The sequence below is a fragment of the Paenibacillus sp. J31R34 genome, from assembly GCF_059383715.1.
In genome coordinates, this window is the sequence record NZ_JBXENU010000002.1 from 659,591 (window position 1) to 681,087 (window position 21,497).

Here is a 21,497-nt window from a genome sequence, read left to right on the forward strand (position 1 = left end):
CTGTCTGTTTAACAGCTTGTTTAAAATAAAGCTCGGACGTTTATAGTATGTTATCGGATGAATGCAGCGAGGCGAGCTTGACAAAATGCTTGTTATTTGTAATAATTATAAATAAGTAATTATTATAAATTAATCAATTAGCTTGTTAGCCTTTGAGTTTACGTCTAGCAAACTCCCCTTTAAGAAACATAAAATCAGGAAACGAAAGGATGAACGATAATGAAAAAAACACATGAGGTATTAAATAAACAAATCGCTAACTGGAGTGTCCTCTATATTAAATTGCATAACTTCCACTGGTACGTGAAGGGCTCGCAATTTTTCACCCTGCACGTGAAGTTTCAAGAATTTTATGAAGAGGCCGCTTTGAATGTCGATGAGCTGGCCGAGCGCCTGCTCGCACTGGAAGGCAAGCCTGTCGCAACGTTGAAAGAATATATGGAGACAGCTTCCATCAAAGATGCTACAGGCAAAGAAACAGCTACTGCTATGGTTGAGTCTCTCATCACCGACTTCTCGACCATTATCGAAGAACTGAAAGCTGGCATGTCGATTGCCCAAGAAGCGAATGATGAGACGACAGCCGATATGCTGCTTGCGATCCACACCTCGCTTGAGAAGCATGTATGGATGCTGAAAGCTTTTAACGCTTAATTTGCAAAAAATCATGCCACACGCTCGTATAGGTGCACCTCATATTCAGCTGTCACAGCCTCTCCCGCAAGGGAAGGCTGCGACGCAAAAAAAGCCTTCAAACTCTGCGAACTGCGCGGGTTTGAGGGCTTTTTGGTTGTTTGAATCCGATTATACGAGCTTAATTGAACAGCTAGCTACTTCTTTGCCTTGCCACAATGCCGAGAGCTTGTCGCCATCCTGCAAAGCCGCAACACCTGCTGGCGTTCCAGTAAAAATGAGATCGCCTGGCCCAAGCCCGTAGTTGTCGTTAATGTGCCGAAGCAGCGTTCCAATATCAAACAGCATATCGGCAGAATTGCCATGCTGTACTTCTTCATTATTGCGAAGCAGCCCAAAATCATGGACCTTGAGCTCTTCTGAACCAGGGTACGGCAGCCATGCGCCAAGGGGAGCGGAGCCTTTGAAGCCTTTAGCCGGAAGCCATGGCTGGCCTTTCGCTTTGATTTTGCTTTGCACATCGCGTAGCGTCATATCAAGTCCCAGCGCCAGGCCATCGATACATGCGTCAGGGTCCATGCCCGGCTCAAGCGTCCTACCAACCCGCAGCACCAGCTCCAGCTCGAAATGAACCTCGCCTTGATTACCCGGCAGCTCCACAACACTGCCATCCATCGGCACAAGCGCATGAGTTGGCTTCGTAAATACCATCGGCGATTCAGGCACCTCATTGCCCAGCTCCAATGCATGCAAACGATAATTCCGTCCAATGCAATAAATGTTGCGTACTTCTGAAAACATCCCCATCTCCCTCTCCTGTTTTCTAGGCCCCATTATCATTAACCCTTCTTCTGAGCGGCAATTTGCTCAGCGAGCTCATTCAGCTCTGTCCAGCGCTCCATAAGCTGCTCCAGCTTTTCTTCTAGCTGCTGCTGCTCCTCCGATAGCTGCTGAATCAGCACCGAATCACTGCCGGATTCCTCCATGCGCTGCACAATGTGCGCAATATCATTTTCAGCCTGCTCAATCCAGCCGTCAATTTGCTCAAAATCCTTTTGATCCTTGTAGGACATTTTGAGCGCGCGTTCTTTACTGCCGCCCGTTCCGGCTTTTGCATTCGATTCGCCCGCTGCACTCCCGCTTCCAGCAGCTGCCGCCGTGCCTGCCCCAGCATTCTTCGCATTTCCGCCCGCCGACGCTCCTCCCGGCATTGACGATGAACCAGCCGCCGAGCCATGCTTTTCTACAAACTCCTGATATTCGCTATAGTTGCCTGTATGCTGCGTAATGGCGCCATCCTCAAAGGACAAAATTTTATCGACCGTCCGGTCAAGAAAGTAGCGGTCATGAGATACAACAAATACGACGCCCGGAAAATCATCCAAATAATCTTCCAATACGGCCAAGGTCGAGATGTCCAAATCATTCGTCGGCTCATCGAGCAGCAGCACGTTCGGCGCCTTCATCAGCACGCGAAGCAATTGGAGACGGCGCTTCTCGCCGCCTGACAGCTTGCCGATTGGGCTCCATTGCATCGCAGGAGGGAACAAAAACCGCTCCAGCATTTGTCCTGCTGAAATGAGCGAGCCATCCGCCGTTTTCACCTGCTCCGCACCTTCACGGATAAATTCAATGACGCGCAGCGACTCGTCCATCTCTTCATGCTCCTGCGAGAACCAGCCGAGATTAACGGTGAGGCCCAGCTCAACTGTTCCTTCATCTGGCACCAGCCTACCCTCAATCAGCTTCAGCAGCGTAGACTTGCCGCTGCCATTGCGTCCGATAATGCCCACCCGATCCTCCGGTACGGCGATATAGCTGAAATCACGAATGAGCGTCCGCTCGCCAAAGCGCTTCGTCACCTTTTCCAGCTCGACGATTTTACGTCCAAGGCGAGTGGAAGCAACCGAAACATCCATTTTTCCCGCGCTTTGCTTAGGTGCCTGCGCCTTCAAATCCTCGAAGCGATCAATTCTTGCCTTCTGCTTCGTCGTTCTCGCCTTGGCTCCGCGCCTGATCCAGGCCAGCTCGCTGCGCAGCAGGTTTTTGCGTTTGTTCTCTGTAGAAGCCTCACGCTCTTCCCGTTCCAGCTTAAGCTCTAGAAAACGGCTATAGTTCGCTTCATAGAAATAAGCACGTCCGCCGTCCAGCTCAATAACCCTATTGCTGACCCGATCGAGGAAATACCGGTCATGGGTAATCATAAGCAGCGCGCCTTTGCGCTTTTGCAGCATGCCTTCCAGCCAAGCGACCGAATCATTGTCAATATGGTTCGTCGGCTCATCCAAAATCAAAATATCCGAAGGCTGGAGCAGTGCCGCCGCCATCGCTACCCGCTTGCGCTGCCCACCGGAAAACGTCTCGACCTTCTCGTCAAAATGAAGAATGCCAAGCTTTGCGAGCGCAATTTTCGCTTCACTCTCCAGCGTCCAAGCATCGAATTCATCCATCCGCTGGTTCGCTTTGATCAGCCTTTGCTGGAGCGCCTCATCATTTGGATGAAGCTCAAGTGCCTCAAGCGCCTCCACATGCTCGCGCACAGCACGCTGCTGCGGCGAATCGCCACCCAGCACATGCTCAAGCGCCGTTTCTCCCGGCGTAAACACCGGGTCCTGCGACAGCATGCGAATACTCACACGGTTCCCAATGGAAATGTTGCCTGCATCCGCTGGCTCAAGCCCGGCAATCACTTTAAGGAACGTCGATTTGCCCGTCCCATTGACGCCGATAATACCAATTTTGTCGCCATCCTCGAGACCGAAGGTAACGTCCTCGAACAGCATTTTTTCCCCGTAGCTTTTCGTAATATGTTCGACTGATAATAAATGCATCGCAATAACCTACTTTACATCAGAGATAGTTGTGCCAAGCTAGCTTTTCCTGCAATAGATCGCTTGGAAAAGCCGCCCTTTCCAACTATCATATCATAATCCACGCCCCTCCACCCCGCTTAGCAGCCACCTCATTTGTATATTGACAAAAATAATTATTTGTGTTATAATAAAATATTTTATTGTTTACACTAATTTATTTATCCCTTATGATAGACATGCTTGGCCAAGCACAATTTGAGCTGATGTTCATCGGAGGGATCGTATGCTGCTTGCAAAAGGCATTGTCATGCTTGAGATTACAGCCGTCATTATGGGAAAATCCACAACGATTCACCCTACCCTTATTTGGGATCATAATCACCAAATCCTTATAGACACTGCCCATCCCGGGCAGCTTCCTTTGCTTCAGGAGGCCGCGGCACAAGAAGGCGTTCTTCTCGAACACATAACCGACATCGTACTTACCCATCAAGATATCGATCATATTGGTAGTCTGCCCGCCGTTATCGAACAAGCTAATCAAGCACCACGCGTGTGGAGCAGCGACATCGAGAAGCCCTACATTGAAGGACGCAAACGCCTGATTAAAATAACCGATGAGGCGCTCGCGAGCCTAGACCTAATGTTTCCACCGGAAACACCCGCTGCGTTCCGCGCCGCTTTTCGAAAAATGCTGGAGCATCCGCCCCACGCAAATGTAACAGCGCAGCTGCTGGGCGGCGACAAGCTTGATATATGCGGCGGGATCAGCGTTATTAATACGCCGGGACATACACCCGGACATGTCAGCTTGTACCATCACGCGAGCCAAACATTAATAGCCGGAGATGCGCTTATCGCAGAAAATAGCAAGCTAGCACCTCCTATTCCTGCTGCCACGCTCGATTATGAAATGGCGCTGCATTCTCTCAAAGCACTTGCAGATTACCCCATCCAGCATGTAATTTGCTATCATGGCGGCTTATGCAGCGGCCGGTTAAATGAACAAATTGCACTCATTGCTGCGGGAGCTGCTGTTTAAACAAAACAAAAACAAAACAAAGGCCATCCCAAAGCAGTGTAAATACTGCCTTGGGACGGCCTCGCTTATTTCATTAAATGCCTTTTGCTTATTTGCTTGCTTCTGCGTATTTCGTTGCATTCAGCAGCAAGGTGACAACCTCAGCCCTCGTGGCCTTAGCATTTGGATTGAACTTATTGTTCGCCCCTTGTACAATGCCCGCTTTGGCTGCCGCAGCTACATAAGGAACTGCCCAAGCTGGAATTTCACTCGCATCGGCAAAATCTACCGTTGCGGCCGGATCAACTGGAATATCTAGTGCACGTACCATAATCGCCGTCATTTCAATACGGGTCAATGGATTGCTTGGACGGAACGTATTATCCGCATAACCGCTAATGAGTCCCGCTTCCGACAGCTGCGCTACGAAGGAGCGTGCCCATACCGGAATCTCATCCACATCGCGGAAATTCGGTACTGACGTTGCATCTCCAAGCTTAAATGCACGGCTAACCATCGTTACAAACTCTGCACGAGTCGCATTCGCTTCAGGGCGGAATGTACCGTCTGTGAAGCCTTTTACAATCCCTTGCTCTACCGCTTGCTTAATCGACTGCTCTGCCCAGTGTCCCGTTACATCCTTCAGCTGAGCTGGAGTTGGCGTCGGGCTTGGATCTGGACTCGGAGATACTGAAGGTGTTGGTGTCGGGCTCGGGCTAGGAGTACTCGTTCCTGGATTGCTCGTCCCAGGAGTTCCTGTGCCCGGATTTCCGGAACCTAGCAAATCGGTAATTCTGCCTTGAATGCCGATATCTACTGTACCGATTTTCGCCAAATATTCATTGAACACTTCATAGTCTACAAAATTCAGTTCATAGAAGCGGCCAGCGTCTTTCGCTGCTTTCATCGACAGATAGAAGTCGCCGCCATTTGCCATGAAGGAATTCGTCGCTACAATGTAATACGCATTTGGATCAAGCGCTACATATTCGCCTTGCTCATTCAGCACTTCTACTTTTACGATTCGCTCGCCCTGCTGTGTTACAACACCCGTAACCGAGTTGTAGATTTCAGGCTTCTTCGTGGAATCGAAAGTATAACGCATGCCCGCCACTTGCGGGAATCTGCCTTCTTCCGTCGTCGGCGTAGATCCGCTGACGCCATTTTCAAGAGCAGCAGTGATTTCTGCACCTGTCATTTTCAGTGCCGTCAGATTGTTGCCAAATGGCATAACCGTCAGCAAATGGCCTAGTGTAATGTCGCCAGCAGGGATGGAATCACGGATTCCGCCTGCATTTTGAATCGTCACATAGCCGGCGATGCCCGCTTTGTCGATTAATGGGCTATTTTTCACCTTGTCCAGCATGCCATCCGCGATCAGGTTTCCAAGATTCGTTTCCTGTCTGCGCACGTTTTTACGAAGACCATCGAGTGCAACATCCGTTTTGCCAACAACCGTCTTCTGAAGCTCTGCGATTGGCGCTTTGAATTCTTCCAATTTCGCAGTATGTCCAGGATAAGCGTTGAACTTATAATTCGAGCCAATCTTCTCGTCTACGTTAACCAGCTCGCCATTCCACACTACAAGCTCGCCTTGAGCGTCAAAAATCGCATCCAGCTTGCCTAGATATACGCCATATTCTCCCGTTTGTACAATCAGGGTAGAAGCTGCGTCAGCCGTCTTCTGATAAACAGTCGGCTCATTCAGCTGCGTATGCGAGTGACCGCCGACAATAATGTCAATGCCATCAACTGCTGCTGCCAGCTTAAGATCTTCGCCGTAGCCCAAGTGGGACAGCACGATGATTTTGTTGACGCCTTTCTGCTCAAGCGCCGCAACTGTTGCCCGTGCGCTATCTACATAATCCTCAAATCTTACCTGTCCCGGAGAAGCGAGCAGCGCAGTATCTGGTGTTGTTAATCCAACGATACCTACCTCTTCACCGCCAAATTGCTTAATAATTGCCTTGTGAATTTCCGCCTTATTATCATCAGAAGACGAGGAGTACACAATATCATCATTGAACAAAGCATCAAGCTCTGCTTCGCCGCTGAAATTAACGTTCGAGCTGACAAATGGGAAGTTTGCCCCTCTGATGAATGCCGCAAGCGTCGCTGCATCCTTGTCGAACTCATGATTACCGAACGTCATGGCATCATATTTCATTTCATTCATAAACCAAAGATCGGCAAGTCCTTTAAATTGATTGAAATACAGCGTACCCGAGAATACATCGCCAGCATCAAGCAGCAATGCATTTTCCTTCTCACTCTTCAGACTCGTCGCTGCGTTAATACGACGCGGCGCATTGTCCAGGTGTGCATGGGTATCGTTCGTATGAAGGACACGCAAATCGAATGCGTTCTGCACATCGGTAATACGGCCCTCTACTCCAATGTTTACCGTACCTACCTTGCTCAAGTATTCGTTGAACACTTCATAATCTACAAAGTTCAGCTCGTAGAAGCGTCCAGCATCCTTCGCCGCCTTCATGGACAGGTAGAAGTCGCCGCCATTTGCCATGAAAGAGTTGGTTGCTACGATATAATAAGCATCTTCATCGATGTCAACGTATTTACCTTTGTCATTCAGCACTTGAACCTTGAGAATACGCTCACCCGGCGAAGTAATTTGGCCTAGTACGGAGTTGTAAATCTCCGGTTGCTTCGTCATGTCATAGTAGAATTTCATGCCTGCCACTTGCGGGAATCTGCCTTCCTCGCTCGTTGGCGTGGAGCCGCTGACACCATTTTCAAGTGCCGCAATGATTTCACGTCCCGTCATTTTCAGCGCTGTCAGATTGTTGCCGAAAGGCATAACCGTCAGCAAATGACCCAGCGTAATGTCGCCCGCAGGAATCGAATCGCGAATTCCGCCTGCATTTTGAATCGTCACATAACCGGCAATGCCTGCTTTATCGATCAATGGGCTATTTTTCACCTTGTCCAGCATGCCATCTGCAATCAGGTTACCAAGATTCGTTTCCTGTCTGCGCACGTTTTTGCGAAGTCCGTCTAACGCTACGTCAGTTTTGCCTACTACCGTTTTCTTCAGCTCAGCCAAAGGAGCATTGTACTCTGCCACTTTCGCTGCAGCAGTTGGATCAGCCGCAAAAACATATTGCGAGTTAACCTGCTGATCTACATTCACCAGCTTGCCATCCCATGAGGTCAGCTTGCCTGCCGCATTGAATTTAACATCCAGTTGACCCAAATTCACACCGTACTCGCCTGTTTGAACGATAAGCGTTGGATCTGCACTTAGATTTTTACGGTATACAAAAGGTTCATTTAATTGCGTATGTGAGTGGCCCCCGACAATAATGTCAATGCCGTCTACCTCAGCCGCAAGCTTCTGATCCTCGGTATAACCGATGTGGGACAATGCGATAATTTTATTAATCCCGAGCGACTCCAGCTGTGCAACTGTCGCTTCTGCGCTTGCTTTCACTTCGTTAAATACAACGTTGCCTGGGGATGCAAGCAATGCTGTATCCGGTGTCGTCAAGCCGAAAATACCAACCCGCTCGCCATCAACCTCTTTGATGATAGCCGGGTAGATTTTAGCATCATTCGCTGCGCCATCCACTTGTGGAATGCTATTAACGAATTTACTGCCAAGCTCTGCTTCACCGCTAAAATTCACATTCGCAGCAACGAATGGGAATTTCGCCCCACTAATGAACGCTGCCAGCGTCGCTGCATCCTTATCAAACTCGTGATTGCCGAATGTCATCGCATCATATTTCAGATCGTTCATGAACCACAGATCAGCAAGACCATGGAATTGATTGAAATAGAGCGTACCCGAGAACACATCGCCTGCATCAAGCAGCAGCGTGTTGTTGTCGCGCAGGCTATTAATGGCCGTTACACGGCGCGCCATGTTATCCAGATGCGCATGTGTATCATTCGTGTGCAATACACGCAGTGAGAAATTGTCATTGCCGACAACGGGCTTGCTGCCAAGATCAAGCTGGGCAAGCAATGGATCATGGTCGCTGACGCGTCCCATTGAATCCGTAAAGTCAGCATTGACGTGTACCACTTCAATTGCCGAATAGTCTGTCAGAGCATCATTGACCAAAATATGGTCAAGCGTCTGGGAGTTGCCATCATAAATATAAGAGTAACGATCCTTTTCTGGCATTTCGTCTACAAGATTAGTCAAAACATCCTTCTTCAAAATATCAAGCGTCTTCGAAAACTGGAAGTCATTCAGATCGCCTAACACCGTTACATTAACATTCGGATCACTAGCTACAAGCTGCGATACGAAGGAATTTACAATTCCAGCTTGCAGAGCACGCTGTGTTTCACTGCTGCGGATAACCGGCTGGATCGTTCCCCAAGGAAGACCGTCTCCACCTTTGGAATTAAAGTGGTTCGCGATAACTACAACACGTTTGCCTTGGAAGTTAAATTCTGCGGCAAGCGGCTTACGCGAAGCATTAAAGGCAACGTCCGTCGGGCTGATTCGGCCCGGATTCACAGACAGGCTGCCATCACCTTTCACCTGTACAGCAGTTGTTGAGTCGCCTTTCGTTCCAGTCGCAAGTGTTACCCGCGCTGTGTTATACAAGTACCCTACACGGATATTTCCGCCCGGAGCTCCGCCATCCAGCCCGTCTACTGGAGCAATGTCCGTGTAGGCATAGGTTGGCCCGCCTTTAGTAACAACAGCGTCGATTAATGCTTGGAAGCTTTGGCTCGCATCCGTTACACCGTTGTTTGTTTCGCCATTATTATCTTGAACCTCCATAAGACCAATAATGTCAGGAGTCTTGAGGTTGTTCACGATAATGCCGCCGATTTTTGCAGCTTTAGCCGTCTGGCTGCTGCTGAAATTTTCTACGTTGAACGTAGCAATCGTCAGCTTATCAGCTGCTGCAACCGTAGTCGCAACACCTTGTGCACGCGATGAATACGTAATAGCTGGCAACGTGCCATCAGGAATGAGCTTGAACAAATTGCTCGTATAATTCAAAACACCAGTAATCGGAGCATTAAATTGGTCGCCTGTTTTAATATCCTGACCGGCCGGCTTTGCCGCGATATACAATTTTTGTGGATTCAGGCTGCTGTCGAATGGCTGCGTGCCATCACCTGTAAGCACAATGCCGCCTGCATCGGTTTTAATCGGATTGTTAGCGCCATTATCGAAAGTCACTGGCGTAACCGAGTTAGCATAAGGGCCAGTAATGCGGGCATCATTCAACTGGATGCGCATGCCTTCCAGGCTTTCGAAGAAATCAATCGCATCGCCATCGGGATTAAATGCTCCGAAGCTATCGGTATCAATGACGTTCGGGACGATACGTCCATTTGTACCGAGTACAATCGGCGAAGGTAATGGCTGCGAAGGCAAGCCCTTCGTAATGGTTGTCGCTGTAATTTGCGTGACTGTCAGAGCAGGGCTAGTCCCAAACTCTACAACCGTACCATCAACCGTTACCACATCTCCCACTTGAGCGCCGTGCGCCGCTTTATACACTTGAATCGCCTCTGAGGTAGCAGGATCGTTATCGATGCTGCTGTCTGGCTCCTGCATGTAGAAGCTGTTAGTGCTTATCGATGTGACGATACCGGACACATTGGTCACCGCTACATTTTCATAAATGGAACGATGGGTTTTGCCTTGAATCGTATGAATTTTGATGCCGTCTGTATTTTGCAGCACCGTATACTCGAAGGTGTATACAGAGCTCGTCTCAGCACCCGCTACTACGATTGCTTTGATCGTTGTATCAGCATTAATTGTTATTGGAGCGCTGTATACCGGGCTTGCAGATGTCGGCGTTGATCCATCCGTCGTAAAATGAATAACTCCGCCATTCATTAGCGTACTAAGCTCTACCGTTCCACCAGCCGCAATGCCGCCAGAAGGTAGGCTTGACGTAACGGAAAGCTTGCGCTCCACAATGTCGGATGAGCCTCTTGGAACAAGCTCAAGGCCCACACCTGTGTAATAAGTCATTACACCTGTCACTTGCTCAAACGTTTTGTTCAGCGCGAATGCCGTATCGGAGGAATAAATCGCGATCTCTTGGCTGCTGGCCGCATCCGTTGCAAAGAATACACCGCTTGCCGCGCGCTTAATGGTTACATTATTGATTTGCACCAAACGGCCTTCGGATTGATTCCGCACTGCGTCACTCGTACCGAAAGACGTCGAAGTAATGACGGTCGGCCCAGGAACCCCGCTTTGGCCATTAATCGTGACATAACCGCCTGTTACCAGATCAGTGTCCAGCTGCAGTAAGCCATTGTACAGCGAAGTTTGACCATAAACTTCAACGTCATCCCCTGGCTGTGCACCTGAATCCGTTCCTCTAACAACGACTGCAGAATTGGCATCCTGAACAAACAAATTCACTTTGCCGCCAGATTCTGTGCGATGGGAAACTGTCCCTTGCGTTACAACCTTCGAGCCTACCGCTGCGCTGCGTACATCCGAAATCGCAACGGGCGTAAGGTTTGCTATTGTATAAGAGAATTCAGTCAGGCCAGCCATTGTGCCTTCTGTATTTTTCACATACGCATGAAGCGTCATTGGGGCTGTAACTTCGATAGGCGAAGCATAAGCCGCAAAATTTTCCGGAGCAACCGGTGCATCCGGGCTGTAGACGCTGTAATAAACGCTGTAACCAACCGTCGCTGTAGACAAGGTTACATACGTTCCTGCTGGAACCTCGCCTCCCGCCGGACTAGCCGAAACGCTTGCAACCGCGCCGTAAGAAGAGTTTCTAGGGCTTGGTGCAGCTACCGTAAAGTCAGCGTTATTGTTATCCGTATCCAGCGCCCGATCACCCGGATTCAGCGCCTTGCGGATAGCCGCTAACGTAGCACCCAGGTCTCCAGTTGGCGTACCCTCTCCACCAGTCGCCGTCGAACCATAGGCAACTAGATCCACTACTGCGCTGCTTGCATCAAGCAGTCTAACTTTACCAGCGGTACCGCCCATATTCAGCGAACCAATGGCATCTGGCGATTCCAGATTAGCAGCCGTCGCGCTCGTTCCCGCCGCCTCTTGAATAAGGAAATAGCCTTTAGCGGCAATCGTACCGCTAAAATTGTGTACATTTGTATTCGGTGTAAAGGCCCCTGTAGCCGAAGCATACTGCACACTCCAGCCCGCAAGGGAAATTGGTGAATCCGTTGGATTATATAATTCAATAAAGTCCTGTTTGATTGGCGCGCCACCATTGCCGCCGCCCCCATACACTTGTGAAATGACAATGTTGTCATTGCTCACGGCCGCTTGCACAGGTGCACCAAAACCACCTAATATCGTTCCTACAAGCAAAATAGCAGCCAAAAATAGGCTGACTGGCCGCTTGAACGCCTGAAACTTTCGTCTCATAGACAATCTCCCCTTTTTTCCTAGGATAATCCCATACATAGTTCTTTTCTCTCACATATATATGACATTAATATCATTTTGTCGAATCTTGTTGTCATTTCGTGCAATAAACCGGGTAAACATGCGAAAAATCCACAACAAATTTACTTTTTGTGCATTTTTCATCGATCAACTCCTTATCAAAATTTCATATAAACATAAATCAATGAAAAAAAGAAACCTTTTTATCTCTATTTAATATTTAATATAAAGTAGAGTAGACCTATTGTAAACATTTTGACAAAAAAATATTGTTAAGCTATCTTTAATTGTCATCTAAATTTACATTGTCTTAACATTCAGCCGTGAAAATGAATATAATATCTTAACATTCCACTAATGATCCACTCATTTGATCATATGCTCGGCACAAAATTAAACATATGTTCAATAATAAAAATAGAAAAGAACCTCTGATATCCCGAATTTCTTAGGACACCAAAGGCTCTTTTCTATACTTATTCGAATTTCCTTGTAGAACAAACTAAGTTAGTGGAGCTAGAGCTAGTACCGCTAATACTCCGCTTAGCGTTTGCCGATCATCGCTTCCGGCTTCACAAACTCGTCGAACTGCTCGGACGTCAGGAGGCCGCTGGCAATCGCCGATTCTTTCAGCGTCAGCCCTTTTTTATGCGCGTTTTTCGCAATGGCCGCTGCATTCTCATAGCCAATATGCGGATTAAGCGCAGTTACGAGCATGAGCGATTGATCGAGATTACGCTTGATTACAGCTTCGTTCGGCTCAATGCCAACCGCACAGTTGTCATTGAAGGAAATCATGCCGTCCGCCATCAAAGCAACGGATTGCAGGAAGTTGTAGATAATAACCGGTTTGAACACGTTCAGCTCAAAATTGCCTTGGCTCGCCGCAAATGCAATCGTCGCATCGTTGCCGATTACTTGGCAAACCGCCATCGTAATGGCTTCGCTTTGCGTCGGATTTACTTTACCTGGCATAATGGAGCTGCCCGGTTCATTTTCAGGAATCGAGATTTCACCAATACCGCAGCGCGGGCCGCTAGCCAGCCATCTAACATCATTGGCGATCTTCATCAAATCAGCCGCCAGCGCTTTAACCGCACCGTGTGTGTAGACGATTTGGTCGTGGCTTGTCAGCGAGTGGAATTTATTTTCCGCTGTAATAAACGTTTTGCCTGTAAGTGTCGTTACTTCCACCGCTACCTGCACCGCGAAATCCGGATGCGCGTTAAGGCCCGTACCTACCGCTGTGCCGCCAAGCGCCAGCTCGCGCATTTCGTCAACGCTTTGCACGATCATTTTGCGCGTTTTAGTCAGCATTGCGTACCAGCCGCTAATCTCTTGGCCAAGTGTAATCGGAGTTGCGTCCTGTAAATGCGTACGGCCGATTTTCACAATATCGTTGAAACGCTCCGCCTTGTCCTGGAGCGTTCTTGCCAGCACATCAATAGCCGGAATCAGGCGCTGCTCCACCGCTACTACGCCAGCAATATGCAGCGCTGCCGGGAATGTATCGTTCGAGCTTTGGGAGCGGTTGACATCATCATTCGGATGAATGCGAACGGCGCTGCCGCGCTCCTCAAGCAGTTGGTTGGCGCGAAACGCTACAACCTCATTGACGTTCATATTCGTTTGTGTACCGCTGCCCGTCTGCCAAACGACAAGCGGGAAATGCTCATCCCAGCGGCCTGTCAAAATTTCATCTACCGCTTCACCGATAGCAGCAGATTTCTCCGCATCCAGCACACCGAGCTTTTCATTGGCGATTGCTGCAGCTTTTTTGATAATAGCCATGGCATGAACGACCTCAATCGGCATCCGCTCTCCGCTGATTTTGAAGTTTTGCAAGCTGCGCTGCGTTTGAGCGCCCCACAGCTTGTCCGCAGGAACCTGAATTTCACCCATTGTGTCCTTCTCAATCCGATATTCCATCTTTTAAGTAGCCTCCTTCAAAATCTTGAACAACCTACTCCTACTTTATCAAACGCAAACAGCTTTCGCCATCCATATGCGTCAAAAGCACCTCAATTGCTTGCATATGGCTGCCCATTCGCCTTGCAGAGGCTGCTTTCCGCCGGTTTTCGCTAATGCGCTTTCATAAAAAGCAGTGGCGAGAGGTGAAATTTAGCGCTTCGCGCTGCGGTAAGCTTCGATATAAGCGCGTGCCTTCGCTTCAATTAAGGAGTAATCACCTGTTTTCACAGCTTCCTTCGTCAAATCGGAGCCAATGCCAACAGCAACCGCGCCCGCCTTTACCCATTCGCCGAGGTTATCCAACGATACGCCGCCGGTCGGCATCACATTTGCCTGCGGCAAAGGTCCTTTAATCGAAGGAATAACGCTTGGCGAGTACAGATTGCCAGGGAACAGCTTCACGACATCAACACCTAGCTCCAGCGCATGCTGAATTTCATTGACGGTCATCGTTCCTGGCATAACCGGAATTGCATAACGATGGCATAGCTTTATAGTATCAGGGTTAAGTGCCGGGGAAACGACAAATTCCGCGCCGCTCAAAATCGCCGCGCGCGCCGATTCCGGATCAAGCACCGTTCCCACTCCGATAATAGCAAATTGATCCGATTGCGGGTCCGCATCCACCGAATATTCCTTGCTGAGCTGCTCGATTGCCCGAAGCGCAAACGGCACGGTCAGCGTAATTTCAATCGCTTTAATACCTCCTTTTATCGCATGGCGGGACATTTCTACAACTTCCTCCGCCGAATCAGCGCGAAGTACAGCGACAACGCCAGCATCTACAATTTGTTGAAGCACCTTGATTTTCTTCACAGGTACAGCCTCCCCTAATGTTCATATTTGTACGAAAAAGTACGATGTTTGCCGTTTTAATTATATGCCTTTCTCGCCCGCTCGGCAATCCATGACAGGCAATTGTCAAATTGTGCGCAAAAATAGGGAGCTACCTAGTCCCATCTGCTTGGTTACCGGATACATATATAGTAAGGTGAAACGACTGTCGCAATCCTTTAGCGGCGTGGCGCGTTTCAGCCCGAGAAATATAGAAAAAGGATAACATTATGCTTTCCTATATTTTAAATAAAAAATGGGAGGATACGCCATGATTGCCTTTCTTAAGCCTCCTCCGCGCAGGAGCAAGCTGACGTCGCCTACACTTAAACGCCGCAAGCGTCGTAAAATCAGAAAAAGACTGCGTCTCAAGTCATCCATATGCAAACGCAAGCGTAAAAAGCTTCATAAGCTGGCTCGACCTTCTTTCGGCTGCTCTGCCCGCCGACGTTTTCATAAGCATTGCAAGGTTTATCGCTTTACGCCAGCGCAGTCTCAAGGAGCCCCTAAGCCGCGTATTTCCTACGGCTGCATCGGCTCGCGCGGCTTTCGCGGGCCTGCCGGGCCTCCGGGGGAACCCGGGGCCCAAGGCATCGCCGGCGCGTCCGGGCCAGCCGGACCGCAAGGCGCAGCTGGCTCGCCGGGCGCACGCGGCGAGCCTGGAGTGCCCGGCGAGCAAGGCGCGCCGGGCACAATCGGCCTTGCAGGCTCCGCCGGCATCGCGGGGCCTGCCGGCCCTGCCGGAGCCGCCGGGCCAGCTGGCGCTCCCGGCGCGCAGGGCCTGCCCGGCGAGCCAGGGCCGCCGGGCGTGCAGGGCGAAGCCGGGCCAGCCGGCATCCCCGGCCCGGCAGGAGCGCCGGGAGCCGCCGGCGCGCCAGGGCCAGCCGGCCCCCAGGGCCCTCCCGGCACCTCGGGAAATGTCGATTTCACCGAGCTGCTTGCTGTACTTACCGGCTTCCTCGATGCCGGGACACTCATTACCGTCATGACTGCCGGACAGCCGACAGGCTTTGCTGGAACCGTGCTTAGTCTGGAGCAGACGCTTGCAAGCTTCACCACTTCTGCCCAGTCGGTTATGATCATCCCGCTGGCCCACATTACGAATATAGAAGCCCTGAGCTGAGGCCATGGCTTCAGAAGCGGTTTTGGCCCGTCCCGGCAAAGCCGAAAAGGAGGAAAGGAGCTCATGGCTACTACGCTTTCGGGTGATTTAATTCCCTTGATTGGCAAAGAGGTGTCCGTGATGACCAATGGCTATTTTCAGCTTGCAGTCGTCGGAACGCTGAATCGGGTTGGAAATGATTATATTCTCGTTTCGTTTGAGCAGGATAATTTTTTGTATGAACTGCGCATTTTCTTCGTCAACATTATTTACGTGCATGAAAATCCAGTTTAACGAGCACAGACGACTTTGCTATCCTTTTTGAGGCACGGCGCGTTTCACGGAGGAATAAAGGCCTAGTTATAAGCCGCACATTTTTAATTTCTATATTCTTTTATATCCTTAAAAAGGAGGGGCCCTTGATGGCTATCGAATCCACGGCCAAGCATATTATTCCCGGAAGCCCTCTCTCCACCGTACTCAGCGAGAACAAAGGCAATCCCATAACGGTTAATACGACGGCTGGCAGCAGCGTAAGTGGACAGTTTACCGATTACACTGCCTCCTATCTCGTTATTACGACTGCTCCGTCAACCACCTTATACGTGATGGTGGAGGAAATCGTTAGCTTTTCCTTCTCCTAATGCCCTATCTATGTCAGTAAAAAGGAGCCACCCACGCAGCACTAGCTGTGTAGATGGCTCCCTTTGTTCTTTTATTTGGTCATTCTATTTGCTTAACCCGTATGTTTATCCAGGTTTGGGGCTTTGCCCGCACCATCTCCATGCTCGCCTTCCACTTTACTGCGGCCCGACAAGAACCAACCAACTACAGCGATCAGGACGAGTACGATGTAGAAGGTCGCTTTCCATAAAGAGCCTTCTACAAAATCATGCGACAGCCAGTGAATCGATGGATGCGCCATCGTGTGAACAGCCAGCTTGACGCCGACCCAGCCCACGATAACGAATGCTGTCAGCTCAAGCGCTGGACGGGAATGCAACAGCTTCACGAAATAGTTTGCCGCGAAACGCATAATGACAAGCCCGATAAAGCCGCCGAGGAAAATAACGATAAACTGTCCGCCGTCCATGCCGCCGATTGGCTTCAGACCACTTGGAGGCAGGGCGACAGCCAAAGCTACCGCTGCTAAAATGGAATCGATCGCAAAGGCGATGTCGGCGATTTCGACCTTCAGAACAGTCCACCAGAAGCCAGCCTTGGAGTTTTTCTTCTCCTTCTGCTCCTCAGTCTCCTCTTCCTCTTCGCTCTCTTTAGACCTTCGTAAAAACTTAATTATATTGCTTATTGAAATAAATAAGAGATACAGCGCTCCGAGTGCCTGAATTTGCCATACATTCACAAGCAGCGAGATAACGAACAAGGAGGCTAGACGGAAAATAAATGCGCCGAACAACCCGTAAAACAGCGCCTTCTTCCGGCTTTTCTCATCAAGATGTTTAACCATTACAGCTAGCACAAGCGCATTATCTGCTGCCAGCAAACCCTCCAGAACAACCAAGACCACTAATACCCAGCCATATTCCAACAGCAATTCCAACGTTGTCTCCTCCTTCTAAACGACCGTAACGTGTTTCTGATAATCAATTTCCAGGAATTTCTCTACTTCCGTAACCCAGCGCTCCTCGACAAACTTCACATGCAGCGGATGCGCATTATAGGCTTCGTAATCTTCGTTGCTCTCGAATACCATGGAGAAGCCAAAACGATAATCGTTTTTAGGGCTAACCTGCAAATACACCTGAAAATCGCGAACGACCGGGATAGCACTCAAAATCGTACGTCCATCCTCCAGAAAACGCTGCTCTTCATCCGAGCCCTCTGCATGCTTCAAACTAAAAATAACCGAATGCTGAATCCAAACACCTGACATTTGTCTCCTCCTTATCATGTTCCGTTTCTATTCCTATTAACCACATTTCTCCTTCCTTGTACGTGGCATGTACGCAACGCGTTTCAAAAACAAATCCATTTCTAGAGACTTATTTTTAAAGGAAAATAGTCCCATTAAGCTTGTCCCTCTGTTGCAGCGCACCTATAATAGGGTAAGCATTTCCAAGCTTCAGTTATGCGAACTATCATTTTCCAAACCAGAACAGGAGAGTGGCCTATTTTGAAAAAGCTTACGATAGCTGTAATTCTTGGCACAACGATTGTTGCAAGCATGGCAACTGGTGCTTACGGAGCTACAAAACTTCAAGAAATTAAAGCTTATTTGAATAAAGACATTTCTTTCAAGGTAGATGGCAAGCCGGTGCAGCTCCGGGACGGCAGCAATAATACTGTTGTTCCAATTAGCTATAAAGGCACAACCTACCTTCCGGTAAGATCGATTTCCGACGCGCTTGGCGTTGCGGTTGACTATGACAGCAAATCGCAATTGATTCAGCTTGGCGAAAAAGTAGAGGGCGTTTCTATTTCAAGCTCCCTGACCACCAATACGTACCGCACGAAGGATGCTGCGCAAACAACCTATAACGGCAAAGATTATAAGGAAGCCCTATTCGATAATGCAGAAAGCTCTCGTTCAAGCTCATTCATTTTGGAGCCTAAGAAAAAGTACCAAAAGCTGTACCTTCAAATCGCAGCCGTTGGTCAGGACCTCGGCAAGCTGACGGTGAAAGACACGGATACCGATACGATTTTGAAAACGGCGGAAATTAACGTTGCCGATGGGCTCGTCACGGTTGAAGTAGACATCGGCGGAGCCAACCAGCTGTACGTTTATGCCGATGCCAAAGAGGACGGAGCTGTATTCGTTCCGCTTACAACGTCCTATTACAAATAAAAGCTGATTATAAGGGTGTAGCTTATAAACTCTTATAGTATAAACAAGCCTCTGTTCTCGCTGCTGCAGCGCATTCAGAGGCTTGTTTTTCGTTGCTGTGCTTTTTTGTCTCTTTTTGACGAAAACACAGTGGGCACAAGCTGTAGCAGCCTTTGTTCCACCCTGCGAATATGATATGATACATTCATCATATAAGCTGGGAGCCGTTCATCGTGAGAACAAAAATGTTGCGGAAATTCAAATATTATTGCTTGCGCCTGCTCCGTATAAAAAAAAGCGACCATGTCGTTGCGCTTGGCAGCGTACTGGGCTTTCTGCACTGCTGGTTTCCGACTTTTATCGTCGGACTGCCGATCTCCCTGCTGCTGACTCGGCTGCTTCGCGGCAATCTGGCCGCCTGCGTTATTTTTTCAACGATTGGCTCTTTTACTTGGCCGGGACTGTTTTATTTGAATTACAAAGTCGGATTTTGGCTGAACCGCCTCGTAGGGGCTCCAGCCGCCGATCATCCCGCCCATGCGGCCAATGCCGTTGCGCCACCGATTACACATAAGGCGGGGCATTTTGCTTCCTTCGGCCATCTGGGCATGAATTTTCTGATTGGCTCCATCGTGAACAGCATTGTGTTTTCTTTACTTGGCTATTTTGTCATCCGCTTTATCCTGAGACGCTACAGACCAACTCTCGTCACCAAGCTCAAAAGCCAAGGCAAGGGTGTTCGAGGCAGTCTATCTGCCGGTTAATAGCGCCCTCTGCAGCTCACACTATTGCCAAACAAACCTTATTTCGGCATATCAGCCAGCCAGACCGCTCCCAGCTTGCTCACCGAATCGCTCGGCCAAGCGCTGTCGTTCCAATAGATTGGCTCGCTTGCGCCGGACGATCCATCTATGATTTTGACTTCAAACCCAATTTCCCGTCCGTTTGCCCCCTTGATCGCTTTCCAAGGAATGACCGTTTCTACTATATAGCCGGTGGAGAGCGCTCTGGTTACATAAGAATAACTGCCCTTCTGATGATTCAGACGAGGAAAGCTCAGCCGTCTTACTTCTGCTCCATTATCGCTGCCCTCCTGCCCATTCTCCTGTACATACAGCTCCACCTGATCAGCATCATCGCTTGTTTTATCGGCTACAATGACCTGTACATACAAATTTGTCCCATCCCATAGCGTTTTGAAGCTCGACTTCTCGCTTCCTGTCTGCGTAAGCTGGGAGGACACCGCTTGATCCCATATTTGATCAACTGACTGCTGCACTCTTGGTGAAGCTCTTAAAGCAACTGTGCGGCTTTGCGGGTCTGACGGCAGAAGCGACGAATCCGCGACTCCCCAATAAGCTGGCTTAGCCTGCAGCTCCGTATCGAATAGCAGCGCCTGATTGTTGTACGTCTTCTCATCCTGCACCCCCCAGAAGGTCACAGAAGAGATCGATTTGCTGTATTTTTTATAAAGCCCCAGCAGCTCCTTGTAACGGTATGCCTGCTGTACGGCAATCGCCTCCGGCATTGCGGTTCCGAAGCTGATCCGGGTGTCGATGTCCAGCTCCGTAATTTGAATGTCCAAGCCGAGTCCGGCATACAGCTTGATCGTTTTCTCGATTTCCTGCGTCGATGGCGACTCCAGCTTATAATGCGATTGCAGCCCTACGCCATCAATAAGTCCCTTGCTCTTAAGACGCTTGAGCAGCTGATAAATTTGCTGCCGCTTTTGCGGTGTTTCCGTCCCATAGTCATTGTAATAAAGCTTGGCCGATGGATCAGCAGCACGCGCAAATTCAAACGCTTTGTCAATGTAATCCGGTCCGATCGTTTTATACCACGACGTTTGGCGAAGCCCGTTTTTATCGCCGCCTGTATCCGCAATCGCCTCATTAACGACATCCCACGCATATACCTTGCCCTTGTAGCGCTTCATGACCTTCTCGATATACTGCTTCATCCGCTGCAGTGCTAGCGTTCGGCTGGCCGGCTTGCCATTATTGTCCCAATACATCCATTCCGCCGCATCGGTATGCCAGATGAGCGCATGGCCGCGCACCACCATATCATTCGCCTCGGCAAAGCGGACGTAACGATCCGCTGCCGCAAACGCATATTGCCCCTGCTTGGGCGCCAGAAACTTTGGCTTCATCTCGTAGGTTGCGGTTAAGCTGTTAAAATGCTTTTTGAGCAAATCCCCGTAGATGCCTTCCATTTGCCACGGATATACCGCCGCTCCAATTGTAAAATCGTCTTTATAAACCTCCTTTATTGCCGGAATATTGTCCTCTATCGCCATATCGGAGATAACCGCTATCGATACATCATCCACATAAAAAGCTGTCGTATCGATCGTATCATCCGTTATGTAAGGCGTTTCCAGGTACAGTTTCAGCTCGGATGGGGTGTCTCCATGAAGAAACGTTCCCTTGAGCTCATGCCACTGCTGCCACTCCTCCTTCTTGATTGTCATGTGCTTAAGCGGGCTCCAGCTTGCCGCTCCCGAATTTTTATAAACGGTTAATTGCATCGTTATGTCCTTGGCCGGCTTTTCCTTCAGCTTAATATAAGCCGATATTTCATATTCTTTATTAGGGAGCATCTGCTTCCTAATATCGAGCATGGGACCATTATAGGTACGCTTTCGCCCCTCTACCAGCATGCTCCCGCTGCCGGTGTTCGCCTCCTGCTTGCTGAGGCTAAGCTTCTCGTGTCCGATTCTGGCTTTCCAGCCCTGCAGGCTGCCGTCTTCAAAATCGCTGCGGAGTACAATCTGTGGAACCTTGTCCGCTATAACAGCATTGGAGAAGGGAATGGCCGCGCCTATAAAAAGCGACATCACCATCCATGAAGCCAATATTCGTTTTTTGAACTGCATTTTTGTCCTCCTTCTAGTCGTTAGCATCGGGTTATTCCCCTTGGAGCTTGGGGTAAGTTACTATTATAAGATA

Annotated in this window: 15 protein-coding genes; 7 read left to right on the forward strand and 8 right to left on the reverse strand. The window is 49.3% G+C overall.

Annotated elements, in window-relative coordinates:
* Nucleotides 1-219 precede the first annotated feature (219 nt).
* Nucleotides 220-654: a Dps family protein gene (locus AC50YG_RS08190; RefSeq protein ID WP_445933790.1), complete on the forward strand. Its 435-nt coding sequence runs from the start codon at nucleotides 220-222 to the stop codon at nucleotides 652-654.
* Between the two features lie 150 nt (nucleotides 655-804).
* On the opposite strand, the gene AC50YG_RS08195 is transcribed toward AC50YG_RS08190, so the two are convergent.
* Nucleotides 805-1,434, reverse strand: a complete 630-nt coding sequence (locus AC50YG_RS08195) for a fumarylacetoacetate hydrolase family protein (protein ID WP_494826368.1) — start codon at nucleotides 1,432-1,434, stop codon at nucleotides 805-807.
* Nucleotides 1,435-1,472: 38 nt separating this feature from the next.
* Nucleotides 1,473-3,464 (reverse strand): ABC-F family ATP-binding cassette domain-containing protein, encoded by a 1,992-nt coding sequence (locus AC50YG_RS08200; RefSeq protein ID WP_494826019.1) that lies wholly within the window; start codon nucleotides 3,462-3,464, stop codon nucleotides 1,473-1,475.
* 265 nt (nucleotides 3,465-3,729) lie between these two features.
* On the opposite strand from AC50YG_RS08200, the gene AC50YG_RS08205 reads away from it, so the two are divergent.
* Entirely contained in the window at nucleotides 3,730-4,488 is a 759-nt protein-coding gene (locus AC50YG_RS08205; protein WP_494826020.1) for an MBL fold metallo-hydrolase, read from the forward strand.
* An 88-nt stretch (nucleotides 4,489-4,576) separates the two neighbouring features.
* Here AC50YG_RS08205 and AC50YG_RS08210 read toward each other — a convergent pair whose 3' ends face one another.
* The 3 genes from AC50YG_RS08210 to AC50YG_RS08220 all read right to left on the reverse strand — a co-directional run bounded on the left by AC50YG_RS08210 (nucleotide 4,577) and on the right by AC50YG_RS08220 (nucleotide 14,638).
* Entirely contained in the window at nucleotides 4,577-11,830 is a 7,254-nt protein-coding gene (locus AC50YG_RS08210) for a 5'-nucleotidase C-terminal domain-containing protein (protein WP_494826021.1), read from the reverse strand.
* A 564-nt stretch (nucleotides 11,831-12,394) separates the two neighbouring features.
* Nucleotides 12,395-13,780: a class II fumarate hydratase gene (gene fumC, locus AC50YG_RS08215; RefSeq protein WP_494826022.1), complete on the reverse strand. Its 1,386-nt coding sequence runs from the start codon at nucleotides 13,778-13,780 to the stop codon at nucleotides 12,395-12,397.
* A gap of 192 nt (nucleotides 13,781-13,972) precedes the next feature.
* Nucleotides 13,973-14,638 (reverse strand): bifunctional 2-keto-4-hydroxyglutarate aldolase/2-keto-3-deoxy-6-phosphogluconate aldolase, encoded by a 666-nt coding sequence (locus AC50YG_RS08220; protein ID WP_341280959.1) that lies wholly within the window; start codon nucleotides 14,636-14,638, stop codon nucleotides 13,973-13,975.
* Between the two features lie 289 nt (nucleotides 14,639-14,927).
* Here AC50YG_RS08220 and AC50YG_RS08225 point away from each other — a divergent pair, with 289 nt between their 5' ends.
* The 3 genes from AC50YG_RS08225 (at nucleotide 14,928) to AC50YG_RS08235 (ending at nucleotide 16,402) form a co-directional block, all read left to right on the forward strand.
* Nucleotides 14,928-15,779 carry a collagen-like triple helix repeat-containing protein gene (locus AC50YG_RS08225; RefSeq protein ID WP_494826023.1) on the forward strand — a complete coding sequence of 284 codons (852 nt, stop codon included), beginning with the start codon at nucleotides 14,928-14,930 and terminating at the stop codon, nucleotides 15,777-15,779.
* Nucleotides 15,780-15,842: 63 nt separating this feature from the next.
* Nucleotides 15,843-16,052, forward strand: coding sequence for a hypothetical protein (locus tag AC50YG_RS08230; protein ID WP_341280957.1), 210 nt, complete (start codon nucleotides 15,843-15,845; stop codon nucleotides 16,050-16,052).
* 128 nt (nucleotides 16,053-16,180) lie between these two features.
* Nucleotides 16,181-16,402 carry a DUF2642 domain-containing protein gene (locus AC50YG_RS08235; RefSeq protein WP_341280956.1) on the forward strand — a complete coding sequence of 74 codons (222 nt, stop codon included), beginning with the start codon at nucleotides 16,181-16,183 and terminating at the stop codon, nucleotides 16,400-16,402.
* 92 nt (nucleotides 16,403-16,494) lie between these two features.
* Here the strand turns inward: AC50YG_RS08235 and AC50YG_RS08240 are convergent, their stop codons facing one another.
* On the reverse strand, nucleotides 16,495-17,319 hold the full coding sequence (locus tag AC50YG_RS08240; RefSeq protein ID WP_341280955.1) for a TerC family protein: 825 nt from the start codon (nucleotides 17,317-17,319) through the stop codon (nucleotides 16,495-16,497).
* A 15-nt stretch (nucleotides 17,320-17,334) separates the two neighbouring features.
* Nucleotides 17,335-17,652 carry a Dabb family protein gene (locus tag AC50YG_RS08245; protein ID WP_473756730.1) on the reverse strand — a complete coding sequence of 106 codons (318 nt, stop codon included), beginning with the start codon at nucleotides 17,650-17,652 and terminating at the stop codon, nucleotides 17,335-17,337.
* Between the two features lie 240 nt (nucleotides 17,653-17,892).
* Here AC50YG_RS08245 and AC50YG_RS08250 point away from each other — a divergent pair, with 240 nt between their 5' ends.
* Both AC50YG_RS08250 and AC50YG_RS08255 read left to right on the forward strand, forming a co-directional pair.
* Nucleotides 17,893-18,567, forward strand: coding sequence for a stalk domain-containing protein (locus tag AC50YG_RS08250; protein ID WP_494826026.1), 675 nt, complete (start codon nucleotides 17,893-17,895; stop codon nucleotides 18,565-18,567).
* Between the two features lie 212 nt (nucleotides 18,568-18,779).
* Nucleotides 18,780-19,310: a DUF2062 domain-containing protein gene (locus AC50YG_RS08255; protein WP_473756735.1), complete on the forward strand. Its 531-nt coding sequence runs from the start codon at nucleotides 18,780-18,782 to the stop codon at nucleotides 19,308-19,310.
* A 38-nt stretch (nucleotides 19,311-19,348) separates the two neighbouring features.
* Here AC50YG_RS08255 and AC50YG_RS08260 read toward each other — a convergent pair whose 3' ends face one another.
* Entirely contained in the window at nucleotides 19,349-21,424 is a 2,076-nt protein-coding gene (locus AC50YG_RS08260; protein ID WP_494826028.1) for an endo-1,4-beta-xylanase, read from the reverse strand.
* Nucleotides 21,425-21,497 lie beyond the last annotated feature (73 nt).

Coding starts and splice junctions, on each gene's coding strand:
- AC50YG_RS08190 (WP_445933790.1), top strand. CDS start 220: ATGAAAAAAACACATGAGGTATTAAATAAACAAATCGCTAACTGGAGT.
- AC50YG_RS08195 (WP_494826368.1), bottom strand. CDS start 1,434: ATGTTTTCAGAAGTACGCAACATTTATTGCATTGGACGGAATTATCGT.
- AC50YG_RS08200 (WP_494826019.1), bottom strand. CDS start 3,464: ATGCATTTATTATCAGTCGAACATATTACGAAAAGCTACGGGGAAAAA.
- AC50YG_RS08205 (WP_494826020.1), top strand. CDS start 3,730: ATGCTGCTTGCAAAAGGCATTGTCATGCTTGAGATTACAGCCGTCATT.
- AC50YG_RS08210 (WP_494826021.1), bottom strand. CDS start 11,830: ATGAGACGAAAGTTTCAGGCGTTCAAGCGGCCAGTCAGCCTATTTTTG.
- fumC (WP_494826022.1), bottom strand. CDS start 13,780: ATGGAATATCGGATTGAGAAGGACACAATGGGTGAAATTCAGGTTCCT.
- AC50YG_RS08225 (WP_494826023.1), top strand. CDS start 14,928: ATGATTGCCTTTCTTAAGCCTCCTCCGCGCAGGAGCAAGCTGACGTCG.
- AC50YG_RS08230 (WP_341280957.1), top strand. CDS start 15,843: ATGGCTACTACGCTTTCGGGTGATTTAATTCCCTTGATTGGCAAAGAG.
- AC50YG_RS08235 (WP_341280956.1), top strand. CDS start 16,181: ATGGCTATCGAATCCACGGCCAAGCATATTATTCCCGGAAGCCCTCTC.
- AC50YG_RS08245 (WP_473756730.1), bottom strand. CDS start 17,652: ATGTCAGGTGTTTGGATTCAGCATTCGGTTATTTTTAGTTTGAAGCAT.
- AC50YG_RS08260 (WP_494826028.1), bottom strand. CDS start 21,424: ATGCAGTTCAAAAAACGAATATTGGCTTCATGGATGGTGATGTCGCTT.